The sequence below is a fragment of the Mangrovimonas sp. TPBH4 genome (assembly GCF_001280505.1).
Taxonomy (GTDB): Bacteria; Bacteroidota; Bacteroidia; order Flavobacteriales; family Flavobacteriaceae; genus Mangrovimonas_A.
This window is the reverse complement of the sequence record NZ_LBIO01000050.1, coordinates 196,553-222,194: the sequence shown is the minus strand read 5'-3', so window position 1 is coordinate 222,194 and position 25,642 is coordinate 196,553. Positions and strand designations below refer to the sequence as shown.

Genomic DNA, 25,642 nt, shown 5'->3' with positions numbered 1-25,642 from the left:
AGTTTTAAATTATTCATTATGAAGTATACCTTTAATTTCATGATTTAAAAGTAAAGAATATTTAGTTGCCCCATCACTATTAAGATGCGTCAAGTTTTTAAAATCCTTTACCGTAAACTTAGGATTATTTTGATGATTACTATATAAGATTCTTTCTGATGCATTCATTAAACTATCCCGGTATCTATGCATGAGTCCACTTTTCACATTCTTCTCAAGCGCCTTCATCTTTAAATAGCTAGGAGGCGCCACTAAAACTACCCTAATATTGTTGTTCAAGCAATAGGCAATCATACGATCAAGTGTCCTAAAATTCCGGTTGAGATTATGAAATGTTTCCAACTCCTGAAGTTTTTGCAACTCTTTGTTAGAGACTGTTTCTAAAACTTCAACATTATAGTTACAATCAAACATCTCGCCTGGAAAATCATTTACAATAAAACCATTATTGGAAAGTATATAACGATACCCTGAAGGATCCAATTCTAGTTTCAAATAGTTATTGAAAAAAGTTGGAGAAGAAAAGTAAAGGGATAATTTGTTCATTAAATTCAATGAATTTAAAGAGGCTCCATAATGCCTGTAATACCAAGGCAGTCTAAAATAATTACTTCCTACCCGGTTATTGATTGTAAGGTAGTCAAATTCAAAAACAACAGCCTTTATGTTGGGCATTTGAGGCACATACTTAAAAAACAACAAGGAATCTAACTGATAGTCTTGACCTCCATACGCCAAATTGACCAATTGTAAATCAAAATCATAAGGATTAATAGCATTTTGATTATGGGAAGACCCAAAAACCACAAGTTCAGCATCGTTTAGATGATCTTTTAAATATCTAGATTTAAAATAAAAAGTATTGGGCGCATAACTAATATAAAGCTCTACCAAACAAAACATCCCTAAAAATGGGCTCAAAAAACTTAAACATTTCCAAACAAATTGTCGCATCCCAAAATTTTCTAAGCCTCCCTTAATTCCCATTGAAAAGAAGGTCTAATATAGCCAGGCTCCCGCCCCATATACACACCTAACTCCCGCTTTTGGTCAACCACAGTAAAACTCAAAACATCCTTTTCAACAAAATGGGCCCTTCGTTTATCTTTGATTAGGAAAAAAGTTAAATAATATTGTCCAGACTGCAAAAACGCAGCTGGAATTTTACAAACAAGCGCATTGTTCCCTTTTTTTAACAAAACACCTTCCCTAGCATGGGAAAAAGAAAACATATTTTCACCCATTTCATTGTAAAGATGATAGGTAATATGGTAACGTTGGGCCTCTTCAGTAAAGAGGTGCAAGATTGTCAATAATGTAATCTCAACATCTTCCACTATAGGCATTTTGTAAGAGGCTCCAGTATTCACAACACTTATTTCCTGTAATTGAAAAACGTCACTTCCAAATCCATTACCAAATTGACGACGATTAGGCTCTCCTTCACCCCCTTTCAAATAATAGCTTACTGCATGGTCCGTACCCCCATCAAAAACCACCTTGCCGTGTTCCAAAACAATCCCTCGTGTACACAAACTCTTTACCGCTGCCATGTTATGGCTTACAAACAAAACCGTACGTCCTTCTCCCTTACTGATATCCTGCATTTTGCCTATGGCCTTCTTTTGGAATTCGGCATCCCCTACGGCCAACACCTCATCAACCACCAAAATATCCGGCTCCAAAAAGGCCGCTACGGCAAAGGCCAAACGCACGCGCATGCCACTGCTATAGCGTTTTACGGGGGTATCCATATAGGCTTCACACCCACTAAAAGCAATAATCTCGGCTTCCTTCTCAGCTATTTCAGCCTTACTCATCCCCAAAATAGCACCGTTCAAATACATATTCTCACGCCCCGTCAATTCCTGATGGAACCCGGTCCCTACCTCCAACAAACTGGCAATACGCCCGCGGGTTTTGATCTCCCCGGTAGTAGGGCTAGTCACTCTAGACAATATTTTAAGCAAAGTAGATTTCCCGGCGCCATTCTTACCAATAATCCCCAACACCTCACCGCGCTGCACTTCAAAATTAATATCCTGAAGGGCCCATACAAAATCACTATCCCCTTTGATACTGCGGTCATTTACCGAGCCTATTTTTATAAAGGGATCTTCCTTTCCTCTAAGCTTATACCAAAAGCGCTTCAAATCGTCCCCTAAGGTACCGGTTCCCACCAGGCCCAAACGGTATTGTTTGGAGATGTTTGTAGCCTTTAAAATTACCTGAGTCTGCTGCATAACTAAATTGTATCCAAAAACGTTTTTTCAGTGCGGTTAAACACGATGATTCCCAAGAACAAAATAAGCAAGGTACTGGCTATGGCAAAGGCAATGCCTTGAAGCGATAGTTCTCCTACACTTAACAACATGTAGCGGGCCGCTTCTATAATATACGCCAAGGGATTATACTCTACCAACCAGGCAAACCTAGGCAATTTCTCGCGCATCAAAGCCAGGGGATACATCACCGCCGAGGTATACATCAACAATTGCACCCCAAAGTTAAGGAGGTATTTTAAATCGCGGTATTTGGTTACCATGGCAGAAATGAACATCCCTAGTCCTAGCCCCAATAAGCCCATTAGGACTACCAACACCGGAAACAGGAGCAGACTACTATTTGGAGACACGGGAGCGCCTTTGCTATAGTAGTAGCCATAAAAGCCTATAAAAATAAGCAGCTGTATGCCAAACTTAAATAAATTGGATAGCACTACAGAAAGCGGGGCTATTAATCGTGGAAAATAGACCTTGCTGAAAATACCAGCATTGCTCCGAAAGGTATCGGAAGTGGCCGTTAGACAGCTCCTGAAATAGTTCCAGATACTAATACCCGCCAAATTAAACAAAAACGGGGGTACCGTGCCCGTGTCTATATTGGCTACCTTATTAAAAATCAAGGTAAAGGTAAGGGCTGTAAACAGGGGCTGAATCAAATACCATAGGGGACCCAAAATAGTTTGTTTGTATACGGTAACTACATCCCGTTTTACAAACAGCATCAGCAAATCACGATAGGCCCAAAGTTCCTTAAAATTGAAATCGATTAACTTGCGCTTGGAAGAAATGGTATATAACCAAGGTTGCTCTGTAGGGGTCTCCAATTGTACTAGGGTTAGTTTATGTGGCTAATATACTAAGGAAAACCCTAGGCATGCAAGGGAAGTATTCAAAAAATCCTAAAACTGTGGTTCTTGATGGGATCTGAGATACTGAAAGGGCTTTTTTTTAGATGCTTCAGTCGTCACCTCCCTCTGCATGACAATGAGCCTTAGCATTGACTGTGCGAATCTTTGATTTCTACATGACGGTTTCCCGTGACTTGGTTCTTGTATCAGAAACCATAAAAAGTAGAGGGACTCAAGATGCTGAAACCCTGACCTGCGTCAGGACAGGCCAGTTCAGCATGACAATTCACATTTGCCTTATCACCCTAAACTTATTTAACCTTGTTGAATTTTTGATTTTAGAATGTAGCGCAGCGGTGTGAAGCATCAGATGCTTCAGTCGTCACCTCCTTCTGCATGACAATTAGCCTTTAGCATTGACTGTGCGAATCTTTGATTACTACATGACAACCTGAACTTGCTTCAGGGTCATTACTCTTGAAACTTGGTTCTTGATCCTTGACTCTTAATTCTTACCATTAAAATACTCCCAAGTCAACCGCAAGCCCTCGGCAACACTTACTTTCGGACGGTACCCCAGCAAACGTTCCGCCTTCGAAATATCCGCCAAACTGTCCCGTACATCCCCTTGTCGTGGCGGCCCATAATTGGGCTCCAACTCCGAACCAGCCGCTTCTCGCAGCGCTCCCCACAACTGGTTCACACTAATACGTTCCCCACAGGCCACATTAAACACCTCATTGGCCGCTTCAGGCCCTGCAAAAAAGGCCTTCACATTCGCCTGCACCGCATTGCCTACATAAGTAAAATCACGGGTCTGCCCTCCATCCCCATTAATGGTGGCGGGCATACCGTCTTTCAAGGCTTGCATAAACAAGGGAATCACGGCCGCATAGGCTCCATTCGGACTCTGCTTCGGCCCAAACACGTTAAAATACCGCAGTCCAATCACATCGGTACCATAGGTCTTTCCAAATACTTCGGCATACAGCTCATTCACGTATTTGGTCACCGCATAAGGCGATAAGGGCTTTCCAATAACTTCTTCCACTTTGGGCAGACTTTGACTATCCCCATAGGTAGAACTTGAGGCCGCATACACCATACGTTTTACGCTAGGGCTCTCCTTAAGGGCTACCAACATATTCAAAAACCCGGAAACATTCACCTCGTTACTGGTAATAGGATCATGGATAGATCGCGGCACCGACCCCAAGGCCGCCTGATGGCTCACATAATCCATCCCTTCCATAGCCGCCTTACAGGTCGAGAGGCTCCTAATATCTCCTTCCATTAATTCGAACGCAGGATGCTCCAAAAACTCCTGAAGGTTCTCACGATACCCATTGGAAAAATCATCCAGCACCCGTACCTGCTTCGCACCATGTGCTAACAAATGCCCCACCAAATTAGACCCAATGAACCCAGCTCCTCCCGTAATTAAGTAACTATAGTTTTTAATATGCAACATACTATATTTGTTTTACTTTATTTCTTGACCTGTGAAATAAGATTTGAGGTGATTTCCTAAAAACAATGTCCCGTAGTGTGTCTTGAGATACTTTTCTCGTCTTAATGCATCCTTATGAGATAAACACCCCTCAAAATATATTAATTCAAAAGGCCTCCTATGTTTGGTAGATAACACGTTCCCTCTCTGATGTGCCTCAAATCTTGATGACAAGTCTTGGGTGTAGCCCGTATATTTCTTACCATCTTTTAAAGACTTTAAAATGTAAATATAATAATACGTCTTTTCCATACTTATCATCATTTCACGGGTTGAACCCAGCGCCTCCCGTAACCAAATAACTATACTCTGAAATATTTGCTGTCCCCATATCATAAAAAATTGTCTAGTAAAAGTAAGCTTTTTTATAGTAAAAGTTATATTAAGAAATCTCCTTTGTCATTGACTAAGTCGAATCTTAGATTTCAGTACGAATTGTAGAAACCATTAGGTTCAGTAAAGCTAATATATAACTTTAGCCCCCTCAATTAAGCTAGATGTCATTCAGAGCGTAGCAAAGAAACCTTTAGGTTCAGCGAAGCTAATCTTCTTCTTCAAAAAAAGCTTATTGTCATTGACTACGTCGAATCTTCGATTTCAGAGCGGTAGCGATGAACCTATAATCCCAGTATCACATCGTAAAAAGATGATTCTGTCCCTCTCTTTCCCCTTGTATAACAACAAGCGATTATCATTCAGAGCAAAGCAAAGAATCTCAATTTGATAAAGCTTCTTGACTATTAAAAGATGCTTCAGTCGCTAAACTCCCTCTGCATGACAGTCCCCTTGCCATTGAGAACACAGCGAAAAATTTTCTGTAGAATGAAAATAATTATTAATCTCAACAAACAGCCCTATGTCATTCAGAGCGGTAGCGATGAATCTATAATCCCAGTATCCCATCATAAAAAGATGCTTCAGTCACTTCGCTCCTTCTGCATGACAATCCCCTTCTCATTCAGAGCAAAGCGAAGAATCCTTAGGTTCAGCGAAGCTAATCTTTTCTTAAATTTATCCTATGAAAACCAAGGGAACTCACAATTACTATATCTACATCTTAACCAACAAATCCAAAACAGTATTGTATACAGGAGTTACAGGCAACCTACAAGAGAGATTGGAATTCCACATGAACCCTTTACCATTTTCTAAGTCATTCACTGCAAAATACAAATGCTATTTCTTAATCTATTACGAACACTTTTTCGATATTGCTCAAGCCATTCAAAGAGAAAAACAGCTTAAAGGATTTAGAAGAGTAAAGAAGGAGATATTAATAAAACAATTCAATCCCGAATGGAGATTTCTAAATAATGAGATTTAAAATTTCTCCCATATGATTCCAATCCAAAACGAACATAATCAAGAAACAAAAAAAGAAGAACCATTGTCATTGACTACGTCGAATCTTCGATTTCAGAACGAAGTGATGAATCTTAAGCCACTTTTATCTTACCCTTTAGGAGATGCTTCAGTCACTCCGTTCCTTCTGCATGACATTCCCCTTTTATTAATCGCAAAAATAGCTCTATGTCATTCAGAGCGCAGCGAAGAATCTTTAGGTTAGGCGAAGCTAATCTTTACCCCCTCAATAAAGCTAGTTGTCATTGACAACGTCGAATCTTCGATTTCAGAACGAAGTGATGAATCTTAAGCCACTTTTATCTTATCCTTTAGGAGATGCTTCAGTCACTCCGTTCCTTCTGCATGACATTCCCCTTTTATTAATCGCAAAAATAGCTCTATGTCATTCAGAGCGCAGCGAAGAACCTTCTGAATAACAAAAACATTTATCAATCTCAAAAATAGTCCTATGTCATTCAGAGCGTAGCGAAGAATCTTTAGGTTCGGCGAAGCTAATCTTTACCCCCTCAATAACCGTCTCCGAAAAAAGATGCTTCAGTCGTTCCACTCCTTCTGCATGACAATAACACCTGTCATTCATAGGTTCTAAATAAATCACATACTTTAATAACAATAAGAAATCCCTTGTCATTCAGAGCAGAGCGAAGAAACCTTTAGATTACGTAAAGCTAATCTATCATCTATTAATAAAAATATAAAAAGAAAAAATATCACAACCGCGCATCCACAACACCCTTAGGCAACAAAGACTTCACATCAAACAAAACACAGCCCTCCGATTTCAAGCCCTGTATATCCAACTCCAAAAACTCCTTATGGGACACGGCCAAAACAATCCCCTCATATTGAGCCTGCAATTGATCAGCGCAACAGATTAAGTCCAAGCCATATTCTTCGTGAACCTCCTCAGCCGAAGCCCAGGGGTCAAACACATCCACTTCCACCCCATAAGTCTCAAACTCCCTAATAATATCAATCACTCGAGAGTTGCGAATATCCGGACAGTTTTCCTTAAAAGTAATCCCTAGCACCAACACATTGGCCCCCTTAATACGAGCCCCGTTCTTGATCATCATCTTCACAGTCTCCTGGGCCACATACTGCCCCATACTATCATTCATCTTCCGTCCCGCCAAAATAATCTCCGGATTATAACCGGTCTCAATAGCTTTTTGGGCCAAATAGTAAGGATCTACCCCAATACAATGCCCTCCAACCAAACCAGGGGTAAAGTTGATAAAGTTCCACTTGGTACCCGCAGCCTCCAAAACAGCCTGCGTATCAATATCCAATAATCGAAAAATCTTGGAAAGCTCATTAACAAAGGCAATATTAATGTCGCGCTGTGAATTCTCAATCACCTTGGCCGCTTCAGCCACCTTAATCGAGGGCGCCTTATGGGTCCCTGCCGTAATAATGGAGCGGTACAAGCGATCCACAACCTCAGCCACTTCAGGAGTCGACCCAGAAGTTACTTTTAAAATCTTGGTCACCGTATGGGTCTTGTCCCCCGGATTGATACGTTCCGGAGAATAGCCTGCATAAAAATCGGTATTGAACACAAGTCCGGAGTGCGTTTCCAAAATAGGCACACAAATATCCTCGGTAACCCCAGGATACACGGTCGATTCATAAATAACAATATCGTCTTTCTTCAACACCTTCCCCACCGTCTCACTAGCTTTTACCAACGGCGTAAACACAGGTTTATTCAAGGCATCTGTAGGGGTTGGCACCGTCACAATATAGATATTGGCATCGGCCATATCAGCAGGATCACTACTTACAAACAATCCCAAACCGCTTTCAGAAGATCCAACAATAACATTTTGCAAGTCTTTGGATTCCACTTCCAAAGTGGTGTCAACACCTTCCAATAATTGCTGAACGCGTTTGGTATTAACATCAAAGCCAACAACAGGGTACTGTTTGGCAAATTCAACGGCTAAAGGAAGACCTACATAACCGAGTCCGATGATAGCAATCTTTGGGTGTGTGCTCATAGGTTGATTTGAAATGATTGGATAATATATTTCAAATCTACAAAAAAGCACCAATTCTGCACATAATTTTTGTTAATTTCCACCTTATCCGGCCAAATTACTTTGCAATTATACAGCTCAGGATCAGATTGTTGCCTTAAAACCTCATCTTCATTGGCATACTTCAGGGTGGCCGGCCCCGTAATCCCAGGTTTCACCTCCAAAACCACCCGATCATCCCCTTCCAAGACATCCGCAAAACCTTCTACATCAGGCCGTGGACCTACAAAGCTCATATGCCCAAAGAGCACATTGAACAATTGCGGCCATTCATCCAGTTTATGCTTCCGCAACCAATTCCCAAAAGGACTGGCATACTGCTCAAACTGGCCCAAGGAATGCTGGTAACCTCGTAGGCTGCGTATTTTATAAATAGGAAACAAACGCCCATACTGCCCTACCCGCTGTTGGGAAAACAAACCCCACTGTCGGGTATCCCAACTGGCCAACAACACCAATACAATAATGGGCAACATAAAAATAGGGAGCAACAGCGCACTCAACACAAAGTCAAAGCTACGCTTCAAAATCTTCTGGGATGGTGACAGCACTTAAATGCGTTTTATAAAGTTCTGTACTTTTTTAAATACCCCACGTTTGTTAGGGTCTTCATGATAGGCATCACCATACACCCCGTACCCATAACCATAACCGTACCCATAACCGTAGCCATAACCATAGTTATGGTTGGTCTTATGCTTGTAGAAGTTCAAGACAAAACTGATATTCTTAAGCTCTCCAGCCCGGTGTTTGGCATTCACCAAGGCCAACATGCCTTTTTTGGTATAGTCTAACCGCACCATAAAAATGGTCGCATCGGCATATTGGGTCAATTCCAAGGCATCTGTTACTAACCCTAAAGGAGGCGTATCCAAGATAATAATGTCATAAGTTTCCCTCAACGTTTTAATAAGCTCTGGCATCGCCTCTCCCATCAACAATTCCGAAGGGTTCGGAGGTACGGGGCCCGAAGGAATCACATCCAAGTTCTCAATATGCGAATGGAATACCACTTCCTCCAAGCTGCTATCCCCTATCAAATAATTCACAACACCCTTATCGTTGGTGATATTAAAATCCCCAAAAATCTTAGGCTTACGTAAATCCAACCCCAACAAAATGGTCTTTTTACCCGAAAGAGCATACACCGTTGCGGTATTGATGGAAGTAAAGGTCTTCCCTTCTCCACTTACCGAAGAAGTAATCATGATACTCTTCCCCAAGCCGTCTTCTCCTTTGTTTTTTAAAATGAATTGCAAACTGGAACGAATGGAGCGAAAGGACTCAGACACGGCTGCTTTCGGCTTTTCAAAAACGACCAAATTGTTTTTGTAATTATACTTCCCAATCAAGCCCAAAATGGGAATATTGGACAACTGCTCTACTTCGTCAGACCCATGAATGGTATGATCCAATAAGTAAATAACAAAAATTAGGAACATCGGTGCAAAGAAACCAACCATCAAGGCCATCATATAGTTAAGACTCTTATTTGGGCCTATAGGAGGATTGCCTATATCTTTGGCTTCGTCAATAGTGGTAATATCCGACACATTAGCTGCCTTAACAATAGCTGCCTCACTGCGCTTGGCCATATACACATCATAGGCTTCCTGGCTCAAATTCAACTTACGCTGAATCTTTAAATAATCCTGTTCATCTTCAGGCAAGCTGCTCAACTCCATTTCCAAACGGGCTATTTTTGTACTGATACTGTTCAAATTGGCAGTGATGGTCTGTTTGGTTGCCGTAATAGTTTCCAACAATACATTCTTTTCAGCATCAATCTTTCGGTCCAAATCCTTAAACAGAACATTCCCCTCCTTGACCGTATACTCCAAATTTTGTCGTTCGATGGCTAAAGAGGTAATGGTCTTCACACTACTTAAAATATTGCTTTCTTCAATACCTACAGAGGTGGGCGCTGCAATTTGCGTATAATCGGTTTTGGTTCTTAAATAGGTCTCCAAAGCTTCCAAATAGTTCAACTTCGCTCGCTCAGTTTCCTTTTCCAAATCCAGATTTTTGAGCTTTTCAGAAGTCAAGGACATTTCCTCACTAATATCAAAGACCTTGTTTTTCTTACGAAACCGATTCATCTCTTCAGCCACATCCTTCAAATTGTCATTTACCGCCGCCAAACTACTGTCGATAAACTTGATAGTATTGGTAGCATATTGGTTCTTGCGCTCCAATTCGGTCTCACTCAAAATAGCGGTAGTAGCATTTAAATAATCGACAATCTTAGCCTTATTGGTACCGGAAAGTGCCAAAGTCAACACCGAAGAGGAAGACCCCGAAAAAGGGGCTATTTTCACTCCTGATTGATAGGAGTAAACAACACTGTCAAAATTTAAAAACCGGATAAAGAACTCCTTATTAGGCAGAATGCGCTTCCCTTTACGTAACACCAATGTACCACTAAAAAAGGGCAAATCAATAGGCTGCCCCAAAGAGTAGACCTCCTTAAAAGGACCAACGGGTACTTCAACAGAATATTTGGCCTTATCCGAATACCGTTGTACCTGCCTTTGGGCCGAACCAAAATCAACAAATAACTCAAATTGGCTCTCATTAATAAAGCGAATACCTATGGGTTGTCCCAGCAATTGCCCCTTATTTTTGTTCAATTGTACCTCAAATGGGGCCGCTGAATAAATATCTTGTAGTCGATATTTGCCCTGAACCATATATTGCATATAGTATTGCAAAGAATCGACCACCTTTTCATTATGGCTACGGGTTTTTATGGAAGTCATCACCTTCCCCACTTTTCCGGAAACGCCTCCCCAGTTAAAGGAAATACTAGTATTGGCAGTAAAAAAAGGATTCTGCTCACTCTCTACAGAAATTAAGGAACTCAATCGGTACACATTTTGCTTCCTCACATTAATCAAATAGGCCACAACAAGGGCCACACCTATGGATAACAAGACCAATTTCCACAAGTTCAAGGCTTTGAACAAAAACCCCTTGAAGTCAAAAGTACTCCCTCTTGATTCAGAATGTTCTATATCGTTAAAATCTAACTCACTCATGAACTACAAACGATTAATTAACAATAAGGTCGTACTTACCAAGGCCATCACGGAAACTATCGTGGTCATAACCTCCTTACCTGAAGTCCCCGTTCCCCAAGCCTTTTGCTTTAAAGGCTTTACATAAATCATATCATTGGGCTGTATATAATAACAGGGAGACTGCATCACATTCTTATCGGTCAGGTCAATCTCATGGATCTCCTGCCCCTGCGGGTACTGTCTGATGATCTGTACATGCTGACGATCGCCAATCACTGGAATCTCCCCAGAATTAGCGATGGCCTCAAAAATATTCACCCGCTCTTGGAACAACACTTTAGACCCTGGACTTCCCACCTCTCCCAAAGTGGTATACCTTAACCCCGAAAGCTTGACCGTGATAAATATATTGGCCGTTTCTTTAAACTGTTCTTCCAACAACTGTTGTTCTAAAAGTCCTTGGATTTCCTCTGTAGTACGTCCCAATACATTCACTTCGCCTAAAACAGGAATACGGATATTCCCGTGCACATCTACAGTAAACCCATCATAATAGGCACGCTCACTGGAAGAGGCATTCAAATCGGCGGCATCGGCAATGGGGTTAAAAATACTTACATTATCCTGATCCAACACCTTGATACGAATACTCAAAATATCATTGATCTGTACGCGGTAAGGTTTTTGGGTCTCCACCATCAGCTGTAAGGAATCGGTAGCCGTGGATTTGTCCTGAAGGTACAACATGTCCTTATGGGGCACACAGGAAGTCATGACACCCAAAATAAGGATGGCAACAAGGAGTGTATATTTCATGTAAAGCAACGTTCTTAACAGACAAATATAGACCATCAACAGGAATATCAAAACTATTGGTTCTTTTTTTGGTTTATTTCCGTTATTTGCAAAAAAAATACCGTGAACTACCTAAACGTCGAAGCAATATCGAAATCATATGGAGAACTGGAGCTCTTTTCCAACCTCTCCTTTAGCATCCATAAAGACCAAAAAATTGCCTTTGTGGCCAAAAACGGAAGTGGCAAAACCTCTATATTAAACATCCTTTCGGGTGAGGACACTCCAGATGCGGGACAGGTAGTGATGCGTAAAGGTCTCCGAACGGCCTTTTTATCCCAAATGCCCGAGTTTGATGAAAGCGCCACCATCAACAGTACCATTTTCAATGCCGATTTGCCTATCCTAAAAATTGTGGACCAATACGAAAAGGCGCTTTTGCATCCCGAGGATACCGAGGCCTACCAAGCGGCCTTCGAGGCCATGGAGCGTCACAATGCTTGGGAATTTGAATTGCAGATCAAGCAAATCCTGTCACAGTTAAAACTGGAAGACCTCGAGCAAAAAATCAGCACCCTCTCCGGAGGACAAAAAAAACGTTTAGCTTTGGCCCAAGTCCTCATCAGCCATCCCGATCTACTTATTTTGGATGAGCCTACCAACCACTTGGACCTAGAAATGATTGAATGGCTGGAACAGTATTTTGCAAAAGCACAATTCACCATCTTTATGGTAACCCACGACCGTTACTTCTTGGAACGCGTCTGCAACGAAATTATAGAACTGGACCACGGGCAACTCTTTACCTATAAAGGGAACTATTCCTATTATTTGGAACAAAAGGAAAACCGAATCGCCACAGAAGCCATCGAAACCGGAAAGGCCAAACAACTTTACAAAAAAGAATTGGAATGGATGCGCCGCCAACCCAAGGCCCGTACCACCAAATCCAAGTCGCGTATCGACGATTTCCACGACATCAAGGCCCGTGCCCACCAACGCCGCAAGGACCATGTCATGCAATTGGAACTGAACATGGAACGCTTGGGCAGTAAAATTGTAGAACTCCACAAAATTTCCAAAGCCTATAAAGACAAGGTCATACTCGATCAATTTGAATACGTCTTCAAAAAAGGGGAACGTATCGGGATCATAGGAAAAAATGGAACTGGTAAATCCACCTTTCTCAACATGCTCACCCAAACCATCAAACCAGACGCGGGAAAAGTGGTGGTGGGAGATACCGTAAAATTTGGGTATTACACCCAAGGCGGGATTAACATCAAGCCCGAGCAAAAAGTTATTGAAGTCATTAGAGAATTTGGTGATTACATTCCGTTAAAAAAAGGCCGTCAAATTAGTGCTCAACAGTTATTGGAGCGCTTCCTCTTCGACCGTAAAAAACAGTACGACTATGTTGAAAAACTAAGTGGGGGGGAGCAAAAACGCCTGTACCTCTGTACCGTTTTAATACAGAACCCTAACTTCTTAATTTTGGATGAGCCCACTAACGATCTAGACATCGTGACCCTAAATGTCTTGGAAGAATTCTTATTGGATTTCCCGGGCTGCCTTTTGGTAGTGTCCCACGACCGTTACTTTATGGACAAGATTGTGGATCACTTATTTGTATTTAAAGGCGAAGGGGAAGTTCAGGACTTCCCTGGAAACTATACCGATTACCGCATCTACGAACAATCCACACCTCCTGCCGAAATCCCTAAGGAGAACACTTCCAAAACATCGGATGCCACCAAACAAAACGAAGCCCAAAAACTAAGCTATAACGAACAAAAGGAACTAAAGAACCTAGAAAGCAAGATCCGCTCTCTGGAATTAGACAAAAAAGCACTGGAAGCAAAGTTCTTGGATGAAAGTCTTTCCACAGAAGCCATCAACAAACTATCCCAAGAACTCCAACAGCTTATGGATACCATTGCGGAAAAGGAAGCCCGCTGGTTTGAACTCTCAGAAAAATTGGAAGGAGATGCCTAACAGTGTCTCCTAAAAATCGCTCTTTGTCAGGCTGAGCCTGTCGAAGGCTAAAAAACAGCCATAGCTAGAAATCTTATCTAATAAATTCTATAATATTAATTCTACAGGGGATTTAATATATCAATAGTAATCACCCAAAACATCCCTCCTTGTCAGACTGAGCTTGTCGAAGACCCAAAAACAGCTATCCATAGAAATCTTATCTAATGAATTCTATAGGGGATTTAACATAGCAATAGTAATCGTCCAAAACATCCCTCCTTGTCAGGCTGAGCTTGTCGAAGCCCATTTCATATCCCAATTTTAATTATCTTTATCTACATGAGGCTTTACTATGTTTACATTTTACTATGTGCAGACGGCTCCTACTACACGGGCGTAACAAATAATTTACAGGAACGCTTGACACAACATAACTTAGGTATAAACAAATTCTGTTATACAGCAACAAGACGCCCCTTAAATTTGGTATGGCACCTCCAATGCACCTCTCCCACAGAAGCTATCAGTAGAGAAAAACAAATCAAGGGTTGGTCTAGAAAAAAGAAGAAAGCTCTAATCGACAATAACTGGAAAGACTTAGAACGATTTTCAAAAAATTATACCCAATACGGAATACCACGTCCTCCTTCGACAAGCTCAGGATGACAAAAACACAAACCCAAATTGACACCAATTACCCTCATTCTCGCCTGCACTATAGAATAGCATCCGCTTAAACACCACTTAGCACTATCAGGTTGAACCGGTAGAAACCGATATTTTCCAATTGAAATCCTTTTTACAAATGGGATAGAACCCTATTTTTGCCACAACATGTACCAACTCCTACAATATTTCAAATTCCTTTGGCGCTCCACCAACCAACACGGTGTCCACTCCCCTTTTGTATACCAGTTGGTCACCCTGTGTTTTTACGACCGAAAAAAGCATGAGAGCTACACCATTTTAAAGCAATACAGAAAAGCACTCTATCGTAACCATTCCCAAATCTCCATTACCGATTTGGGTGCAGGCAGCAGAATATTTAATGGCAATACCAGAAAGGTTTCCAAAATCGCCAAAACATCTGGTATTACATTAAAACGTTCTAAACTTTTAAATCGATTGGTCAGTTATTTAGAAGTCAAACACATCTTGGAATTAGGGACTTCCCTAGGCATTGGAACTTCCGCTTTATCAATAGGACATCAAGAAGCGCAAATCACCACCATTGAAGGCTGTCCCAATACTGCCGCCGCGGCTCAAAGTCAGTTCCAACAGTTCAAACTGAATAACATCAACTCCATCATTGCCGAATTCACTCCTGCCATCCAGCAATTGGACAACCAAACCTATGACCTTATTTACATGGATGGCAACCATCAAAAAACAGCTACCCTATACTACTTTTCAGAGCTTTTGGACACTGTTCATAACGATACCGTAATCATCTTGGACGACATTCACTGGTCCAAAGCCATGACCGAAGCTTGGGAAGAAATTAAAGCCCACCCAAAGGTCACCGTCACCATCGATACCTTTTATTGGGGCCTGGTATTTTTCAGAACCGAACAAAGGAAAGAACATTTCTCCATTAGGGTGTAACAAGTTCGCTTAGAAAACGTCCTATTGAAAGAATTCTGCTATCTTGCAGAAGCAATCCAAACCCACTAAGCTTTTATCTTTTTTTATGGACAATGTCATTCAAATTCGCAGCATCACTAGGGATTTTCAATTAGGACAAGAAACCGTTCACGTATTAAAGGGCATCGATCTAGACATAGAACGTGGCGACTACATCGCCATCATGGGGCCTTCAGGTTCCGGAAAATCCACTCTAATGAATTTACTGGGATGTTTGGACACCCCTACTAGCGGCTCTTATATTCTGAACAGTAAAGATGTAAGTCAAATGAGTGATGACGAACTAGCGGACATCCGTAATAAAGAAATTGGCTTTGTATTCCAAACCTTTAATTTGCTACCGCGAACCACGGCCTTGGACAATGTGGCCCTACCCATGGTATATGCTGGGGCTTCTAAAAAAGATCGTGCCATTCGAGCCGAAGAGGTCCTAAACGATGTGGGACTCGCCGACCGTATGGACCACCGCCCCAACCAACTCTCTGGAGGACAACGCCAACGTGTGGCGGTAGGAAGAGCCTTAGTGAACAAACCATCCATTATTTTGGCGGATGAGCCAACAGGAAACTTAGATTCCAAGACTTCCGTGGAAATCATGGCTCTATTTGACGACATTCACAAAAGTGGCAATACGGTGATTTTAGTAACCCACGAAGAGGACATTGCCGCCCATGCCCACCGAATCATCCGTTTACGAGACGGTATGATTGAAAGCGACACTAGACTTAAATAAAACCCTACCAAAGGACACAGTACAAACCATCTAAAATACAGTACCTTTGACCTTAGGAATATAGATTTTAAACCCATGAAAATTTACACAAAAACGGGAGACAAAGGCAGTACAGCCCTATTTGGCGGTACCCGCGTCCCCAAACACCATATACGCATAGAAAGCTACGGCACCGTAGATGAACTCAATTCCCATATTGGCCTCTTAAGGGATCAGGAGATGGCTGCGGAATTCAAAGCCTTATTGGTAGACATCCAAAACCATTTGTTTACCGTAGGTGCCATTTTGGCCACCGACCCCGAAAAATGGACCTTAAAAAACGGCAAGGATCGTTTGAACATCCCAAAAATATCCGAAGCGGACATTCAGGTTTTAGAAACCGCCATAGACCAAATGAACGACAGTTTACCTCCGATGACACACTTCGTCTTACCTGGAGGCCATCAAACCGTGTCATTCTGTCATATTGCACGCTGTGTCTGCCGTAGGGCGGAGCGTTTAGCCTCTGCCTTAAACGAGATTAGTCCCTTTCAACCGGAAACTTTAATGTATTTGAACCGCCTATCCGACTACCTGTTTGTCTTGGCACGAAAGTTGTCCTACGACTTGCAAGCCGAAGAAATTAAATGGATTCCTAAAAAAGAATCTTAATAAATTTTGGAAGTGCAATTTTTTTGTAGTATTCTAGATAGAAAGTTAGGAATTTCACAAAAAAAGGACGCTCTTTTTATTAATGATTAGTTAACATTGAAATAATTCATTTTTTTCTTGACTTTCTCGACTAAAAATTTATTTTTGCAGAAAATTCTAAATCTATAAGAAATGTATTGGACCTTAGAACTCGCATCTTATTTAAGTGATGCTCCGTGGCCTGCCACTAAAGACGAATTAATAGATTATGCTATCCGTACGGGAGCGCCATTGGAAGTAGTTGAAAACCTACAGGCCATTGAAGATGAAGGCGATTCCTATGATTCTATTGAAGAGATCTGGTCAGATTATCCAACAGACGAAGATTACCTCTGGAATGAGGACGAATACTAAATAAATCAGAAAGAATAGTTAAAAAGTCTCATTTAGAGACTTTTTTTATACGCTATACTTTAATAAGCATAACACAAACCTTATCTTTGGAAGCCTTAAAAAGGCTTACCTAGGTAACAACATATTTAATAACATATACGTTGGCATCCCACCAACGACAAGCTAAACAACACACCATGAGTTTTTTAAATTCAGTATTAAAAGTATTTGTTGGCGACAAATCCAAACAGGATGTCAAAGCAATTACGCCAATTGTCAATAAAATAAAGTCCTTTGAAAGTGCCCTAGAACAACTGTCACACGACGAGTTACGTGCCAAAACAGTGGCCTTTAAAGCACAAATTGCTGAGGCTAGACAGCCTTTGAACGAAAAAATGGAGGCTTTATTGAAAGAAGCTGAAGCTACCGAAGACATCGACCAAAGAGAAGACATCTATGTAGAAATCGACGGTATCAAAGACGAAATCTACAAGGTTACCGAAACCGTTTTAACCGATATCCTTCCAGAGGCATTTGCTGTTGTGAAGGAAACTGCCAAACGTTTTAAGGACAATACTAGTATATCTGTAACGGCTAACACCTTCGACCGTGAACTTTCAGGTTCTAAGGACTATGTTGTTCTGGAAGATGACAAAGCTATTTGGGCCAACTCATGGGATGCTGCAGGAAAAGCCATCACTTGGGACATGGTACACTATGATGTTCAGCTGATTGGTGGTATTACCATGCACCAAGGAAAAATTGCCGAGATGCAAACAGGGGAAGGTAAAACCTTGGTGGCTACCCTACCGGTATACCTTAACGCCCTTGCTGGTAAAGGAGTGCACTTGGTAACCGTAAACGACTATTTGGCAAAACGTGATAGCGCGTGGATGGCTCCGTTGTTTGAGTTCCATGGGATGAGTGTAGATTGTATTGACTACCACCAACCTAACTCTGCTGCTCGTAAAAAAGCCTACAATGCCGATATCACTTACGGTACCAACAACGAATTTGGTTTTGACTACCTACGTGACAATATGGCCCACTCGCCAGACGATTTGGTACAGCGCCCACACCACTACGCCATTGTGGATGAGGTGGACTCGGTATTGATTGACGATGCCCGTACCCCATTGATTATTTCTGGACCAATTCCTCAGGGAGACCGTCATGAATTCACCGAATTAAAACCTAAAGTGGATTCTATTGTTGCCACCCAACGTCAGTATTTGACTGGAGTGTTGGCAGAAGCTAAAAAATTGATTACTTCCGGTGACACGAAAGAAGGAGGATTCCAATTATTACGCGTGTATCGTGGGATGCCAAAAAACAAGGCGCTTATTAAGTTTTTGAGTGAAGAAGGAATCAAAATGTTGCTTCAGAAAACTGAAAACTTCTACATGCAGGACAACAACCGTGAAATGCCGAAAATTGATGCGGAGTTGTACTATGTAATTGATGAAAAAAACAATCAGGTTGAACTTACCGATAAAGGAGTAGAATACCTTTCTGGAAATGACGATCCTAATTTCTTCGTCATGCCGGAAATTGGTGTGGAAATCGCCAAAATCGAAGCTCAAAACCTTTCAAAAGAAGATGAAGCTGACGCAAAAGAAGAACTGTTTAGGGATTTTGGTGTAAAATCTGAGCGTATCCATACGCTTAGCCAATTGTTGAAAGCTTACGCCCTATTTGAAAAAGACATTCAATATGTAGTCATGGACAACAAGGTCATGATTGTGGATGAGCAAACGGGACGTATTATGGAAGGGCGTCGTTATAGCGACGGATTGCACCAAGCTATCGAGGCCAAGGAAAATGTAAAAATTGAGGACGCTACCCAAACCTTTGCTACGATCACGCTTCAGAACTACTTTAGAATGTACCGCAAACTTTCTGGGATGACTGGTACGGCAGTAACCGAAGCTGGAGAATTCTGGGAAATCTACGAATTGGATGTTGTGGAAATTCCAACCAACAGACCAATTGCGCGTGATGACCGCGAAGATTTAGTCTATAAAACCAAGCGTGAAAAATACAACGCTGTAATCGACGAAGTAACCAAACTATCTCAAGCAGGACGTCCTGTATTGATTGGTACCACTTCCGTAGAAATCAGTGAGCTTTTAGGTAAAATGTTGAGCATTCGCAAGATTCCTCACAATGTATTGAACGCGAAACTTCATAAAAAAGAGGCCGACATTGTTGCTGAAGCAGGACAACCAGGTCAGGTAACCATCGCCACCAACATGGCTGGTCGTGGTACCGATATTAAATTAACCGAAGCTGTAAAAGCTGCCGGCGGTTTGGCCATTATTGGTACAGAGCGTCACGATTCTCGTCGTGTGGACCGTCAGTTGCGTGGTCGTTCTGGACGTCAGGGAGATCCTGGTAGTTCACAGTTCTACGTATCACTTGAAGACAACCTAATGCGTTTGTTCGGTAGTGAGCGTATAGCAAAAATGATGGACCGCATGGGACTGGAAGAAGGAGAGGTAATTCAACACTCTATGATTTCCAAGTCTATTGAACGTGCACAGAAAAAAGTAGAAGAGAACAACTTCGGAATCCGTAAACGTTTATTGGAATATGATGATGTCATGAACGCCCAAAGGGAAGTAATTTACAAGCGTCGTCACCATGCCCTTTTTGGGGAGCGTTTGCGCGTGGATTTGGCTAACATGATTTATGACACTGCTGAAACCATTGCCGAAACCAATAAAGGAGCCAACGATTTTAAAAACTTTGAGTTTGAATTGATTCGTTACTTCTCCATGAGTTCTCCTATCAATGAGGCTGAATTCGGGAAGCTATCGGTACAGGAAATCGCTGGTAAAATTTACAAAGCAGCCTTTGAACACTACCGTGAAAAAATGAACCGCAACGCAGAATTAGCCTTCCCTGTAATTCAAAATGTATTTGAAAACCAAGGCGATAAATTCAAGCGCATCGTAGTACCATTTACCGATGGAGTAAAAACACTTCAAGTAGTAACAGACCTTCAAAAGGCCTATGAAACCAATGGTAAGCAATTGATCAATGATTTTGAAAAGAACATTACCTTGGCCATTGTAGACGACTCTTGGAAAACGCACTTGCGTAAAATGGACGAACTGAAACAATCCGTTCAGTTAGCTGTTCACGAACAAAAAGATCCTTTATTGATCTATAAATTTGAAGCATTTGAATTGTTCAAACGTATGTTGGACCAAGTGAACAAGGATGTAATTTCATTCCTTTTCAAAGGGGAATTACCAACAGAAACCCAAAGTACCATTCAGGAAGCTCGCGCCAAACGTGCAGAAAAATTAGAGACTACCAAGGAGGAAATCCCTAATATGGATGAGCGTGCTGCTCAAAGTCGTGCTGCTGGAAATACCCAAAGCCAACCTGAAGCTGTGGAAACCATTGTAAGAGACAAACCAAAAATTGGACGTAACGACAAGGTTACCATCAAAAATGTGATGAGTGGTGAAAACAAAACCATGAAATACAAGCAGGCCGAACCTTTATTGGCCAAAGGTGATTGGGTACTTATTGAAGAATAAACCAAAGTTACCCCTAATAAATCAAAGCTCCTGATGTTTTCATCAGGAGCTTTTTTTATAGTGTTTACTGGGCTTTCGGACTATAAAAAACGCTTTTTCAATTATTTATATTGATTTTAAATGGGTTTTTAGTATTTTTATTCACCATCAAAGTACTTAACCTATGCTATCGGTTTCTAATGTCAAGACGATTACTAACTCTTGCGCCCTGTTGACGCTTCTTCTTTTTGCATTCAGTTGCAATACTAAACAGCATCAAAAGCCAACAGATATGGCTCTAAAAACACAAGCCACCTTAGAATATAAAATTAAATCCCAATTGGGAGAAGGGGCCTTTTGGAACCATGAAACCAAAGAATTGTACTGGGTAGACATCGATGGAAAAGCCTTACATATTTACAATCCTAAAACAAAAATTGACCGCTCCATTGAAACGCCTTCAAAAATAGGCACCGTAGTTCCTATCGATATGCAAAGGGCTGTGGTTGCCCTTGAGGACGGTATTTACATTTTAAACACAGATACAAAATCCTACACCCTTTTATCGGATGTTGAATCCAACATTCCTACCAACCGTTTTAACGATGGAAAATGCGATCCCTCTGGACGACTTTGGGTTGGCTCCATGGGCTTGGAACAACGTCCGCATGATGCAAACCTCTATATGGTAGACCAACAAGGGAAGGCTCAACTAAAAAAAGATAGTGTTACCATCTCTAATGGTATTGTTTGGAGCAAGGATAAACAGACCATGTACTATATTGATACGCCAACGGCCGAAATAAAAGCCTACGACTATAACGACCAAACAGCCGAAATTTCAAACGAACGTGTTGTTGTAAAAGTTCCAGACTCCCTTGGTTTCCCTGATGGTATGACCATAGACGAAGAGGACAAACTATGGGTAGGTATGTGGAACGGCAATGCCGTAATCCGATTTGACCCATTGACAGGCAAGGTGCTTTCCAAAATTCAAGTTCCTGCCCACAATGTAACCTCTTGTGCTTTTGGAGGAGAAAATTTGGATACCCTATTTATCACCACCTCTAGCCAAGATATGACTACGGACGAGTACGGAACCTATCCTTTGGCAGGTTCTATTTTTATGGCGGTACCAGGAGTTAAAGGAGTGAAAAGTCCATTTTTTAAAGCCGAGGAAGACATCATAACTGCAGTAGAAAATTAGGATCGGGACAGTTTTTCCGATAAAAATCCACTTCTAATTTATTACATACACCAGGGTAATCCCCAACCTTTCCCTGCAAGTTTCTAATAATTTGAAAATGCAAATGCGGAGGATAATCTCCATTAATAGCAACCGCTCCCAATGTAGCAAAAACCTTCCCTTCTTCTACAGGCATCCCTAGCGATATAGGCGCCAAAGATTCTAAGCTTAAATGTCCATACAAAGTATAGAAAACTTCCCCTTCAACCTCATGCTCCAGAATAATTGTAGGGCCATAGTCACCTAGCCTATCATTGTTTTGAAAACTATGGACACGCCCTTCCAAGGGAGCACAAACACCTATGCCTTCTTCCGCCCAAAAATCCATACCTAAATGTATGGAACGCTCCAAAGTTTTATGTTTATGGTTAAAATGAGAGCTCCTTTGATAAATATTCCGCACTTCCATAAAACCGCCAAAGGCAACCCTTGCCACATTTATTTTTAAATGGTCATTGACAAATGTTTGCAATTTAGAACTGTTGGACACATCAATGTTTTGGAGGAAAGGATTCTCTTTTGAAAGATCTATAGGAAAATAATCTTCCCTCGGAATTGAGCCATCCAGTATAACAGGCTTAGACGAGCCTAACTTCTTAAGCAATTGGATAAATTCGGTAGTTGTCATGACAACGGTGTTTCTCCAAAAATAGCGCTATCCCTTGAGATAATCTCTACACATAATAGATATTATCTCATGGTGACATGACTGAATTTGGCATTGATGACAATACTTTTATTGGCACTTAAAAGGTTATTGGAAAATGAAGAAGTGTTTTGTGAAGCATCTTTTTGGGGATGACTAAACCTGGAACGGTTTCCATTGTACTGTAGGCTATGTTCTGTTTTTGGCAGACTAATAATGGCGTCGCTATTTTCTAGCATGACATTGAGATTTTGAAAGGAATCGTCGATTTTGCCTATGGTTAAATCTCCAAAACTTCCATTAATTATGGCATTGCCCTTTAAGGCTTCAATACTAATGTTGGATGAATTGGAACTAAGTACCAACCTATTGGCCGATTTGATATGCGCTTCTTCTACATACTTCAATTTAAGTTCTCCCATATCCCAAGAATCTACCCAAATTGGGGAATAGGCCACATTGATGGAAGTTTCCTTTCCATCAATGTGATCCGCCAATAAAGTGGCATGGGATAAATCTCCCTTAAGATTTTTTACAGCAGAAGAGAGTTTTAATTCTCCATGCCTTACATCCATTTTCAACTTGGCATCCTTTGGCATTTTTATCTTTATCACTCTTTTCATCTTGCTTTGTTTGGCATCCATAGACCGCTCCAGTGCTTCTCGACGTTGCTCATGCAATTGTTGTCGTTCTTCAAAACGTTTCATACGCGCTTCCTCTCTGAGCTGTTGCACCTCGATACGCTGCTCCAACTGTTGTTCCAACTGCGCCTGTCTACGTTCTTGCTGTGCCTGACGTCTTTCCAATTCGCGAGCGTGCAATTCCAATTCTCTTTCATGGCGCTTTTCCCATTCACGCATCCTTTCTTCATAAGCTTTCCCCCATTCTTCATCAAACTGTTTGCTCCAATGCTCCATTTTCACTTCAAACTCTTTTCCAAATTGCTTCCCAAAGGCTTCTCCCCAACGTTTCATGTCTTCCTCATAAGATTTAAAGTCTACCTTGCTCATCTCCTTGGCCCAAGCTTTCATTTTCTCCTTGTAGGCTTTACCATATTTTTTCTCATATTCCCTACTCCACTCTTCCAAATATTTTTCGCCATCTTTTTTATAAGCTTCTGTATCGAAATGAACATTATGAATTCCATCCGGAAGCTCTGGCAACTCGGGAAGCGCTGGCATTTTTGGCATATTCACCTCTGGTATTTCGGGCATCTCCGGCATATCTGGAAGCTCTGGCAATTCAGGAAGTTCTGGTAACTGTGCCAACTCAAACTCTAGGTCCCGAATGGCATCGAATTCAAAATTATAGTCGAAATCACCAACATAAACCCCATTCCAATCACCACCAAGTTCTTTGGAATGGATCTTGATTAAATTCCCTGAGCCTTCCACGGTCAATTTCCATGCCTTCATGGCTGTTTCTAATTCCGCAGCAGACAGCTTATCGCTTTCTACATAAGCTTCGATTTCTACCACATCGCGATTCCAAGTATCCACTTCAATCTGAACATGACTGGTATTTAAATCAATGGTGACATCATCGGCCACTTTAATGGACTGCGATACTTTATTAAGTTTCTGCTGGGCCGACGCGGTGAGTACCATGGTGAGCAGAAATAGCCCTAAAAGGCGTTTACATGTATGTGTCATTATTGTTTTCATTTGTTATACATTGTCTTGACCAAACTCAGATTCGTTTAGGTCTTTTAATTGTTCTTTTAAACGGTACAAAAGGTTCAATCGCAATTTTAGATTATCGATCAAGGCACTAACGGTCAACTCATTTGGCCCGGACTGGGTCAATTCAACCGACAAACGTTTGTATTCCTTATCCAATTCCTCTAGGCGAATTACATAACTGTCAAACAACTCCTTATTATCGTCATTCAATTCTACTTTGGATAGCTCCAAGTTGATATTGGCCAGATAATAATCTTCCACCTTTTTCAAGTCTGGAGAAATATCCCCTAAGGACTTTAGGTTGGATGCCATCTCTTTATTGGTATCTACAAGCTTCGCCTCTTTGCCCTCATAAAACATATAAGCTCCGATAGCCAATCCCAGCAGTATTACAATGCTTGCGGCTATGCTTAACATGCTAAACATAGATCGGGATTGTTTGTGCTGAGGTAACTCGGCTTCCAATTTCTGTAAAAAACGGGCTTCGTGCCCCTTGGACATTGTTTCATTGGAAACCTTAGACTCTTCCTTGAACAGTTTTCTAATATCTTGTGCCATTGCTCCTTTGTGTTAATAGTTCTTTTAATTTGCTCTTTCCTCTGGACAGTTGTGTTCGGGAGGCCACTTCGGTAATATTGAGAATTCCAGAAATCTCTTGATGGTCGTATCCTTCCATCAAATACAACATGACCACATATTTGTACCTTTCCGGTAATTCTTGAATGGCTTCCTTAACATCTTCCAAACTAAGCGCATCTTCAACTAACCAATTGTCATCTTCCGGACCATCCACCACCTTGAGGTGCACCTCTTCCAATTGCTGTAAATGCTGCTTTTTGGATTTCAGGAGGTCGATGCTCTTATTAATTACAATTCGTTTTAACCAAGCTCCAAAAGTGACTTCTCCCTTATATTGTTGCAATTTGGTGAAGGCTTTGATAAAGGACTCCTGTACGATATCTTCAGCTTCCATAGAGTCCTTCACAAAACGCATAGCTACCACAAACATGCCGTCACAATACTGCTTGTACAACTGCAACTGCGCAGCACGGTCGTTTTGCTTGCATTTCTCAATAAGATCAATTTGAAACATTCGCTTCGAAACTTTTTGGTTACTCGGTTAAGTTCATTCTAAAGACGTCTAAAAAAATAAAGTGTGGCAAATTGTGTTATTTTTTTCTTCTAAAAAGTCATTTTTTCTCACCTGACAGATAAAATGATATAAAAAATCAACACTCAGCTTTCTAATTGATATAAAATTACAGGATTTCATTGAAAATTAAATTTAAGTTTTCA

General features: G+C 41.2%; 22 protein-coding genes. 9 read left to right on the top strand and 13 right to left on the bottom strand.

The features are described 5' to 3' along the window. Positions 1-9: 9 nt before the first annotated feature. The 5 genes from ZA05_RS11640 to ZA05_RS11620 all read right to left on the bottom strand — a co-directional run bounded on the left by ZA05_RS11640 (position 10) and on the right by ZA05_RS11620 (position 4,895). Positions 10-987, bottom strand: coding sequence for a hypothetical protein (locus tag ZA05_RS11640; RefSeq protein WP_053991851.1), 978 nt, complete (start codon positions 985-987; stop codon positions 10-12). Continuing rightward, the gene (locus tag ZA05_RS11635; RefSeq protein ID WP_053991850.1) at positions 966-2,243 is read right to left on the bottom strand and encodes an ABC transporter ATP-binding protein; all 1,278 of its coding nucleotides are present in this window, start codon (positions 2,241-2,243) and stop codon (positions 966-968) included. Before ZA05_RS11635 ends, ZA05_RS11640 begins: the two co-directional genes overlap by 22 nt. A 2-nt stretch (positions 2,244-2,245) precedes the next feature. Next, positions 2,246-3,109, bottom strand: a complete 864-nt coding sequence (locus tag ZA05_RS11630; RefSeq protein WP_053991849.1) for an ABC transporter permease — start codon at positions 3,107-3,109, stop codon at positions 2,246-2,248. Between the two features lie 529 nt (positions 3,110-3,638). Next, the gene (locus tag ZA05_RS11625) at positions 3,639-4,604 is read right to left on the bottom strand and encodes an SDR family oxidoreductase (protein ID WP_053991848.1); all 966 of its coding nucleotides are present in this window, start codon (positions 4,602-4,604) and stop codon (positions 3,639-3,641) included. 12 nt (positions 4,605-4,616) lie between these two features. Next, on the bottom strand, positions 4,617-4,895 hold the full coding sequence (locus tag ZA05_RS11620) for a GIY-YIG nuclease family protein (RefSeq protein WP_053991881.1): 279 nt from the start codon (positions 4,893-4,895) through the stop codon (positions 4,617-4,619). A gap of 766 nt (positions 4,896-5,661) precedes the next feature. On the opposite strand from ZA05_RS11620, the gene ZA05_RS11615 reads away from it, so the two are divergent. Next, positions 5,662-5,967, top strand: coding sequence for a GIY-YIG nuclease family protein (locus tag ZA05_RS11615; RefSeq protein WP_053991847.1), 306 nt, complete (start codon positions 5,662-5,664; stop codon positions 5,965-5,967). 751 nt (positions 5,968-6,718) lie between these two features. Here the strand turns inward: ZA05_RS11615 and ZA05_RS11605 are convergent. The 4 genes from ZA05_RS11605 to ZA05_RS11590 are packed head-to-tail and all read right to left on the bottom strand — an operon-like array spanning position 6,719 to position 11,886. Next, the gene (locus ZA05_RS11605; protein ID WP_053991845.1) at positions 6,719-8,011 is read right to left on the bottom strand and encodes a nucleotide sugar dehydrogenase; all 1,293 of its coding nucleotides are present in this window, start codon (positions 8,009-8,011) and stop codon (positions 6,719-6,721) included. Continuing rightward, complete coding sequence (locus ZA05_RS11600; RefSeq protein WP_231632484.1) at positions 8,008-8,601, bottom strand: sugar transferase; 594 nt, start codon at positions 8,599-8,601, stop codon at positions 8,008-8,010. The genes ZA05_RS11605 and ZA05_RS11600 overlap by 4 nt, the downstream gene beginning before the upstream one ends. Continuing rightward, the gene (locus ZA05_RS11595; protein WP_053991844.1) at positions 8,602-11,088 is read right to left on the bottom strand and encodes a tyrosine-protein kinase family protein; all 2,487 of its coding nucleotides are present in this window, start codon (positions 11,086-11,088) and stop codon (positions 8,602-8,604) included. Positions 11,089-11,091: 3 nt separating this feature from the next. Further along, the gene (locus ZA05_RS11590) at positions 11,092-11,886 is read right to left on the bottom strand and encodes a polysaccharide biosynthesis/export family protein (RefSeq protein WP_053991843.1); all 795 of its coding nucleotides are present in this window, start codon (positions 11,884-11,886) and stop codon (positions 11,092-11,094) included. A 102-nt stretch (positions 11,887-11,988) separates the two neighbouring features. Here ZA05_RS11590 and ZA05_RS11585 point away from each other — a divergent pair, with 102 nt between their 5' ends. The 8 genes from ZA05_RS11585 to ZA05_RS11555 all read left to right on the top strand — a co-directional run bounded on the left by ZA05_RS11585 (position 11,989) and on the right by ZA05_RS11555 (position 21,979). Beyond that, complete coding sequence (locus tag ZA05_RS11585) at positions 11,989-13,860, top strand: ABC-F family ATP-binding cassette domain-containing protein (protein WP_053991842.1); 1,872 nt, start codon at positions 11,989-11,991, stop codon at positions 13,858-13,860. A gap of 321 nt (positions 13,861-14,181) precedes the next feature. Further along, on the top strand, positions 14,182-14,508 hold the full coding sequence (locus ZA05_RS18075) for a GIY-YIG nuclease family protein (RefSeq protein ID WP_082333755.1): 327 nt from the start codon (positions 14,182-14,184) through the stop codon (positions 14,506-14,508). A 168-nt stretch (positions 14,509-14,676) separates the two neighbouring features. Then, a complete protein-coding gene (locus ZA05_RS11580) occupies positions 14,677-15,447 on the top strand; it encodes an O-methyltransferase (protein WP_053991841.1) in 771 nt (256 codons plus the stop codon). A gap of 85 nt (positions 15,448-15,532) precedes the next feature. Then, positions 15,533-16,219 (top strand): ABC transporter ATP-binding protein, encoded by a 687-nt coding sequence (locus tag ZA05_RS11575; RefSeq protein WP_053991840.1) that lies wholly within the window; start codon positions 15,533-15,535, stop codon positions 16,217-16,219. A gap of 75 nt (positions 16,220-16,294) precedes the next feature. Next, positions 16,295-16,870, top strand: a complete 576-nt coding sequence (locus ZA05_RS11570; RefSeq protein ID WP_053991839.1) for a cob(I)yrinic acid a,c-diamide adenosyltransferase — start codon at positions 16,295-16,297, stop codon at positions 16,868-16,870. 171 nt (positions 16,871-17,041) lie between these two features. Continuing rightward, on the top strand, positions 17,042-17,263 hold the full coding sequence (locus ZA05_RS11565) for a DUF2795 domain-containing protein (protein ID WP_010177336.1): 222 nt from the start codon (positions 17,042-17,044) through the stop codon (positions 17,261-17,263). 176 nt (positions 17,264-17,439) lie between these two features. Further along, the gene (gene secA, locus ZA05_RS11560) at positions 17,440-20,793 is read left to right on the top strand and encodes a preprotein translocase subunit SecA (RefSeq protein WP_053991838.1); all 3,354 of its coding nucleotides are present in this window, start codon (positions 17,440-17,442) and stop codon (positions 20,791-20,793) included. Between the two features lie 271 nt (positions 20,794-21,064). Further along, entirely contained in the window at positions 21,065-21,979 is a 915-nt protein-coding gene (locus tag ZA05_RS11555; protein WP_053991837.1) for an SMP-30/gluconolactonase/LRE family protein, read from the top strand. Here ZA05_RS11555 and ZA05_RS11550 read toward each other — a convergent pair. From ZA05_RS11550 to ZA05_RS11535, 4 genes are all read right to left on the bottom strand, one after another. Beyond that, on the bottom strand, positions 21,957-22,646 hold the full coding sequence (locus tag ZA05_RS11550; protein ID WP_053991836.1) for a peptidoglycan DD-metalloendopeptidase family protein: 690 nt from the start codon (positions 22,644-22,646) through the stop codon (positions 21,957-21,959). The two genes, ZA05_RS11555 and ZA05_RS11550, sit on opposite strands and share 23 nt — an antisense overlap. Positions 22,647-22,708: 62 nt before the next feature. Further along, complete coding sequence (locus ZA05_RS11545; RefSeq protein WP_157514695.1) at positions 22,709-24,316, bottom strand: hypothetical protein; 1,608 nt, start codon at positions 24,314-24,316, stop codon at positions 22,709-22,711. Positions 24,317-24,331: 15 nt separating this feature from the next. Further along, positions 24,332-24,904, bottom strand: coding sequence for a hypothetical protein (locus ZA05_RS11540; RefSeq protein ID WP_053991834.1), 573 nt, complete (start codon positions 24,902-24,904; stop codon positions 24,332-24,334). Continuing rightward, positions 24,888-25,439 carry an RNA polymerase sigma factor gene (locus ZA05_RS11535; protein ID WP_053991833.1) on the bottom strand — a complete coding sequence of 184 codons (552 nt, stop codon included), beginning with the start codon at positions 25,437-25,439 and terminating at the stop codon, positions 24,888-24,890. The genes ZA05_RS11540 and ZA05_RS11535 overlap by 17 nt, the downstream gene beginning before the upstream one ends. Between the last annotated feature and the right edge of the window lie 203 nt (positions 25,440-25,642).

Excerpts from the sequence above, each read along its gene's own strand:
- ZA05_RS11625 (WP_053991848.1), bottom strand. The coding sequence starts at position 4,604 with ATGTTGCATATTAAAAACTATAGTTACTTAATTACGGGAGGAGCTGGG.
- ZA05_RS11605 (WP_053991845.1), bottom strand. The coding sequence starts at position 8,011 with ATGAGCACACACCCAAAGATTGCTATCATCGGACTCGGTTATGTAGGT.
- ZA05_RS11575 (WP_053991840.1), top strand. The coding sequence starts at position 15,533 with ATGGACAATGTCATTCAAATTCGCAGCATCACTAGGGATTTTCAATTA.
- ZA05_RS11565 (WP_010177336.1), top strand. The coding sequence starts at position 17,042 with ATGTATTGGACCTTAGAACTCGCATCTTATTTAAGTGATGCTCCGTGG.
- ZA05_RS11580 (WP_053991841.1), top strand. The coding sequence starts at position 14,677 with ATGTACCAACTCCTACAATATTTCAAATTCCTTTGGCGCTCCACCAAC.
- ZA05_RS11535 (WP_053991833.1), bottom strand. The coding sequence starts at position 25,439 with ATGTTTCAAATTGATCTTATTGAGAAATGCAAGCAAAACGACCGTGCT.
- ZA05_RS11550 (WP_053991836.1), bottom strand. The coding sequence starts at position 22,646 with ATGACAACTACCGAATTTATCCAATTGCTTAAGAAGTTAGGCTCGTCT.
- ZA05_RS11570 (WP_053991839.1), top strand. The coding sequence starts at position 16,295 with ATGAAAATTTACACAAAAACGGGAGACAAAGGCAGTACAGCCCTATTT.
- ZA05_RS11545 (WP_157514695.1), bottom strand. The coding sequence starts at position 24,316 with ATGACACATACATGTAAACGCCTTTTAGGGCTATTTCTGCTCACCATG.
- ZA05_RS11595 (WP_053991844.1), bottom strand. The coding sequence starts at position 11,088 with ATGAGTGAGTTAGATTTTAACGATATAGAACATTCTGAATCAAGAGGG.
- ZA05_RS11540 (WP_053991834.1), bottom strand. The coding sequence starts at position 24,904 with ATGGCACAAGATATTAGAAAACTGTTCAAGGAAGAGTCTAAGGTTTCC.
- ZA05_RS11620 (WP_053991881.1), bottom strand. The coding sequence starts at position 4,895 with ATGGAAAAGACGTATTATTATATTTACATTTTAAAGTCTTTAAAAGAT.
- ZA05_RS11635 (WP_053991850.1), bottom strand. The coding sequence starts at position 2,243 with ATGCAGCAGACTCAGGTAATTTTAAAGGCTACAAACATCTCCAAACAA.
- ZA05_RS11615 (WP_053991847.1), top strand. The coding sequence starts at position 5,662 with ATGAAAACCAAGGGAACTCACAATTACTATATCTACATCTTAACCAAC.
- ZA05_RS11555 (WP_053991837.1), top strand. The coding sequence starts at position 21,065 with ATGGCTCTAAAAACACAAGCCACCTTAGAATATAAAATTAAATCCCAA.
- ZA05_RS11640 (WP_053991851.1), bottom strand. The coding sequence starts at position 987 with ATGGGAATTAAGGGAGGCTTAGAAAATTTTGGGATGCGACAATTTGTT.
- secA (WP_053991838.1), top strand. The coding sequence starts at position 17,440 with ATGAGTTTTTTAAATTCAGTATTAAAAGTATTTGTTGGCGACAAATCC.
- ZA05_RS18075 (WP_082333755.1), top strand. The coding sequence starts at position 14,182 with ATGAGGCTTTACTATGTTTACATTTTACTATGTGCAGACGGCTCCTAC.
- ZA05_RS11590 (WP_053991843.1), bottom strand. The coding sequence starts at position 11,886 with ATGAAATATACACTCCTTGTTGCCATCCTTATTTTGGGTGTCATGACT.